At 72.0% G+C, this 3,460-nt stretch carries 2 protein-coding genes; both read right to left on the reverse strand.

The features are described from left to right. Positions 1 to 12: 12 nt before the first annotated feature. Positions 13 to 1,740 (reverse strand): thiamine pyrophosphate-dependent enzyme, encoded by a 1,728-nt coding sequence (locus tag ACFWN1_RS32370; RefSeq protein WP_384370034.1) that lies wholly within the window; start codon positions 1,738 to 1,740, stop codon positions 13 to 15. Positions 1,741 to 1,827: 87 nt separating this feature from the next. Further along, the gene (locus ACFWN1_RS32375; protein WP_384370037.1) at positions 1,828 to 3,414 is read right to left on the reverse strand and encodes an FMN-binding glutamate synthase family protein; all 1,587 of its coding nucleotides are present in this window, start codon (positions 3,412 to 3,414) and stop codon (positions 1,828 to 1,830) included. Between the last annotated feature and the right edge of the window lie 46 nt (positions 3,415 to 3,460).

Raw genomic sequence — 3,460 nt, forward strand, 5'->3', positions numbered from 1 at the left:
CCCTCCGCCTGCTCACCGGCTGGAACTCGACAGGTTCTCCTTGACCTTGGCGATGGCGAAGCCCCAGCCCTGCTGGACGGTGGCCTTGCCGGGTACGGCGATCTCGTCGGGGTTGGTGAGCACGTCCAGCAGGACGGGTCCCGGCTCGGCGAACGCGCGCTTCACCGCGTCCGTCAGCTCCTCGGGCCGGGTGACCCGGATGCCGGTGATCCCGAGGGCCTGGGCGACGGCAGCGAAGTCCGGGTTGTCGAGGACCGTGCCGAACTCGGGCAGGCCGGCCTGTTCCTGCTCCAGCTTGACCATGCCGAGGCGCTGGTTGTCGAAGACGACGAGCTTCACCGGCAGCCGCTCGGTGCGGATGGTCATCAGATCGCCCAGCAGCATGGAGAGGCCGCCGTCGCCGCAGAACGCGACGACCTGCCGGTCCCGGTCGAGCAGCTGGGCGCCGATCGCCTGCGGCATGGCGTTGGCCATCGAGCCGAGGTTGTAGGAGCCGAGCAGACGGCGGGCGCCGCGCATCTCCACGAACCGGGAGAGCCACACCGTGGCCATGCCGGTGTCGGAGGTGAAGACGGCGTCCTCGTCCGCGACGGCGTCCACGGCCGCGGCCAGCGCCTCGGGCCGGACGAGGTGCGAGCGGTTGTCGAACTTGGAGCGGACCTTGCCGAGCAGCCCCCGGTCGTGGCCGGGCGAGGCGAGGTCCCGCTGCCCCTCCTGCCACTTGGCGAACCTCTCGCGCGCCGAGTCGAGATGATCCCGGTCCGTCCGCGCCTGGACGCGGTCCAGCAGGCCGCGCACGGTCGGCCCGACATCCGCCGCGAGGCCGATGTCCACCGGCACCCGGCGCCCGATGTGCTCGGCGACCCGGTCGACCTGGATCACCTTCTTCCCCTCCGGATACCAGTCGCGGTACGGGAAGTCGGTGCCGAGCAGCACCAGGGTGTCGGCATGGTCCATGGCGTGGGCGGCGGCCGGATTGCCGATGAGGCCGGTCTGGCCGACCTGGTAGGGGTTGCCGCCCTCGAAGCCCTCCTTCGCCTTGAGGGTGATCACCATCGGCGCCGCCAGCCGCTCGGCCAGGGCGAGGACCTCCTCGCGGCAGCCGCGCGCGCCCCGGCCGACGAGCAGGGTGACCTTGCCGCCCTCGTCGATCACGGAGGCTGCCTCGTCGAGTGCGGGGTCGTCGGGCCGGTTGGCCGAGCCGGTCAGCGACAGCCGCACGGGCCGGTCGTCGGGCAGCTCCAGGTCGCCGACGTCGCCGGGCACGGTGAGCACGGCGACCCCGCGCCGGCCGACGGCGGTGCGTACGGCGACCTCCAGCAGCGCGGGAAGCTGCGCGGGCGAGGTGACGGTGGCGCGGAAGACGGCGACGTCCTTGAAGAGCAGGTCGTTGTCGACCTCCTGGAAGTAGTCGGTGCCGATCTCGGACTGCGGGACCTGCCCCGCGATGGCCAGGACCGGCGTACCGCTCTTCGCGGCGTCGTAGAGGCCGTTCAGCAGGTGGACCGCGCCGGGACCGACCGTGCCCATGCAGACCCCGATCGTGTCGGTGAGCTGGGACTGGGCGCCGGCCGCGAAGGCTGCCGCCTCCTCGTGGCGGCAGCCCACCCAGGACACGGCCTCTGAGGTGCGGATGGCGTCGGTGAACGGGTTGAGCGCGTCGCCGACGACACCGAACACCTGGCGTACGCCGAGTTCCTCCAGCGTGTCGACGAACAGACGGGCGACGGTGCGGGCCATGGGGTGCGTCCTCTCCACGGGCCCTCGCGGCCCGCTGCTGTCGTACGGCGGACGGTGTGCCGCCGTACCGGTACGGGTGCCTTCGGTTCAGCCGGCGAAACGGTCCGGGTCGGCGGCTTTCCAGTCGGCGGCCCATGCGGCGGGTGGCCGCTCGATCAGCTCGCCAGGGGCAAGCCAGTCGTAGAGCACCGCGTAGGAGCGGAAGTCGCCGGTCGGGGTGGAGCGGCGGCGCAGCATCTCCGGGCGCAGCTCCTTCGGGTCGGTGACGCCCATCGCGGCCATAATCTGCTGGGCGCTGCGGACGGTCGCCTCCTGGTAGCGGCGGACCCGCTCGGACTTGTCCGGGACGTCGAGGGCGCGGGCACGGCGCGGGTCCTGGGTGGTGATGCCGGTGGGACAGCGGTTGGTGTGGCAGCGCTGGGCCTGGATGCAGCCGACGGCGAACATCATGCTGCGGGCCGCGTTGGTGTAGTCGGCGCCCATGAGCAGCCGCTTGACCAGGTCCGCGCCGGTGGCGACCTTGCCGCTCGCGCCGACCCGGATGCGGTCGCGCAGTCCGGCGCCGGTCAGGGCGTTGTGGACGGTGATGAGTCCCTCGGTGAGGGGCATGCCGAGGTGGTCGGCGAACTCCAGCGGCGCGGCGCCGGTACCGCCCTCGGCGCCGTCGACCACGATGAAGTCGGGGGTGATCCCCTCGGCCAGCATGGCCTTGCAGACGGCGAGGAACTGGGTGCGCGAGCCCGGACAGAGCTTGAACCCGACCGGCTTGCCGCCCGCGAGGTCACGCATCCTGGCCAGGAACCCGACCAGCTCGCGCGGGGTGTGGAACTCCCGGTGGTACGGCGGTGAGATCACCGTCTGCCCCTGCGGGACCCCGCGCACCTCGGCTATCTCGGCGTTGACCTTGCCGCCGGGCAGGACACCGCCGATTCCGGGCTTGGCGCCCTGGGAGAGCTTGAGCGAGACGCACTTGACGGCAGGGTGGGCCGCCTTCTCGGCGAACTTCCCGGCGTCGAAGCCGCCGTCCTCGGTGCGGCAGCCGAAGTAACCCGTGCCGATCTCCCACACCAGGTCGCCGCCGGGGCGCAGGTGGTACTCGGAGAGCCCGCCCTCGCCGGTGTCGTGGGCGAAACCGCCGCGCGCGGCACCGGTGTTGAGGGCGAGGACCGCGTTGGCGGAGAGGGAGCCGAAGCTCATGGCGGAGACGTTGAGCAGCGCCATGTCGTATGGCCGGTCGCAGCCGGGGCCGCCGATCCTGACCCTGGGCGGGGTGTCGGGGGCGTCCACGGGGGCCATCGACGGCACCAGGAACTCGTAGCCCCGCTCGTACATGTCGCGTTCGCTGCCGAAGGGCTCCTCGGCGTCGACGCCCTTGGCCCGCTCGTAGACGATGTCGCGGGTGTCGCGGTCGTAGGGGCGGCCGTCGAAGTTGCGCTCGACGAAGTACTGCTGGAGTTCCGGGCGGACCGCTTCGAGGAGGTAGCGGGCGTGGCCGATGACGGGGTAGTTGCGCAGCACCGTATGGGAGCGCTGGAGCAGGTCGTAGACGCCCAGCAGGCCCACGGCCGCAAGGACGCCCGTGGCGAACCACCACCACGGGGAGAGGAGGACGGCGGCGGACGCCGCGGCGGCGGCACCGATCAGAAGGAGACCCACGGCCCCGAAACGCACCATGTCCTCCCCGGTAACCCCTTCTGCGGGTCTCACGCCGTCACTGGGT

The organism is Streptomyces sp. NPDC058459 (assembly GCF_042721685.1).
Taxonomy (GTDB): Bacteria; Actinomycetota; Actinomycetes; order Streptomycetales; family Streptomycetaceae; genus Streptomyces.

Bases quoted from the DNA above. Each gene is read 5' to 3' on its own strand.
- ACFWN1_RS32375 (WP_384370037.1), bottom strand. From the start codon at position 3,414: ATGGTGCGTTTCGGGGCCGTGGGTCTCCTTCTGATCGGTGCCGCCGCC.
- ACFWN1_RS32370 (WP_384370034.1), bottom strand. From the start codon at position 1,740: ATGGCCCGCACCGTCGCCCGTCTGTTCGTCGACACGCTGGAGGAACTC.